Annotated in this window: 1 protein-coding gene; it reads left to right on the top strand. The window is 61.8% G+C overall.

The features are described 5' to 3' along the window. Positions 1–108 precede the first annotated feature (108 nt). The coding region (locus ABN034_RS34155; RefSeq protein ID WP_349695094.1) for an ABC transporter substrate-binding protein at positions 109–1,910 on the top strand (1,802 nt) is incomplete at its 3' end.

Below are 1,910 nucleotides of genomic sequence, written 5' to 3'. Positions count from 1 at the left end.
GTGGTGGCGGTGGCCGTGACCGCCGGCTGTGACGTGCTCTCTACCCAGCCCAAGAACTCGGGCGACGGTGGCGGTAGCAGCGGTGGGCCGAAACCGAAGGAGGCACCGATGCTTGCCGAGCTGGTCAAGCAAGGCAAGCTTCCGGAGCTGTCGAAGCGGCTACCGCCGGATCCGGTCGTCGTCCAGCCGCTGGACCGTTTGGGGACGTACGGCGGCCAGTGGCGGTTGACGACCCAGGCGAGCGGCTACGGCACCGGCGCCACCCAGTACCAGCTCTGCGGCTACGAAAACCTCGTGCGTTGGGATCCGACGTTCAAGAAGATCATTGGGAATGTTGCCGACAGCTGGGAGATCGGGGCGGACGGCAAGGAGTACACGTTCAAGCTGCATCCGGGCCTCAAGTGGTCGGACGGGCATCCCTTCACCGCCGATGACGTGGTGTTCGCCGTCGAGGACGTGCTCAACAACACCGAACTCACTCCGGTTCCCGACGCGTACTTCGGCGGAGCGACGGCGGAGAAGATCGACGACTACACCGTCAAGCTCTCCTGGGACAACCCCAAAGGTCTCGTGCTCACGTATATGGCGACCCGATCAGGTTTGGTCTTCACCTCCAATCCGAAGCACTACATGACGCAGTTCCACAAGAAGTACACCCCCGACGTCGAGGCGCTGGCAAAGAGCCAGAAATTCGACGAGTGGATTGCGCTGTACCAGCAAAGGGGCGGTGACTTCAGCTTCGGATCCAACCCCGAGAAGCCATCGATCTATCCATGGTTGCTCAAGACCAACACGAAGACCCAAGTAACGGTTGAGCGCAACCCGTACTACTGGAAGGTGGATCCAGAGGGCAGCCAACTTCCCTACATGGACGGCATGGTGTGGTCGGTGGTCACCGACCCAGAGGTATCGCTGCTGAAGGCGACCAATGGCGAGGTCGACTTTGCCTTCGACGAGCCGGTCAACAAGCCGGTCCTGGCCGATGGCCGGCAGGAGGGAGGCTACCGCTTCTTCGACGCGATTCCAGCGCTGACCAGCCAGGTCGCGGTCTACCTGAACCTGACCCACAAGAACCCGGTGATGCGGGAGATCATCAACAACAAGGACTTCCGCATCGGACTGTCGTACGCGATCAACCGGAAGGACATCATCAACGCGGTGATGCAGCGGCAGGCCGAGCCGTGGCAGATCGCGCCGCGAAAGGAATCGAGTTACTACGACGAACAGATGGCCACCCAGTACCTCGACTACGACGTGGACCAGGCGAATGAGTACCTGGACAAGGCGTACCCCAGGAAGAACGCAGACGGGACTCGGCTCGGCCCTGACGGCAAGCCGATCACTTTTCAGGTCGACGTACGCAGCGACATCACCGTCTGGGTCGACACGATGCAACTTGTCGTCGGCAACTGGAAGGACGTCGGCATCGACGCCAAGGTCAACAGCGTCAGCGCCGAACTGGCCGTGACCCGCGGCGAAGCCAACAGCCATGACGCGGCGGTCTGGCAGGGCGAGGGTGGGCTGGACGCGGTCATCCTGGCCAACCCCTACAACTATCTGCCGACCAACCCGCCGTACTCGTTCTTCGGCGTGCCCTGGTGCACCTGGTACCGCAGCGGCGGCAAGGACGGTGAAGAGCCGCCAAAGGTGATACGAGACCAGCTGGCGATGTACGACCAGCTCAAGGCCGAGCCAGACGTGGACAAGCAGCATCAGCTGATGGCGCAGATTCTCGCCAGCGTCAGAGACGAATTCCACGGCATCGGAATCGCCGCACCCACCACGTCCTACGGCATCGTCTCAACCAGAACCCAGAACTTCCCCAAGGACAACGCCATGTCCCACGGCACCGTGTGGGTCTACATGGACCCCGCCCCAACCAACCCGTGCCAATACTTCATCGAAGAGCA

Origin of the sequence: Actinopolymorpha sp. B11F2 (genome assembly GCF_040195635.1) — a bacterium.
In the GTDB taxonomy this organism is placed as follows: domain Bacteria; phylum Actinomycetota; class Actinomycetes; order Propionibacteriales; family Actinopolymorphaceae; genus Thermasporomyces.
Note: the sequence above shows the minus strand (reverse complement) of the source record. Positions and strands in the feature narration are given on the sequence as shown.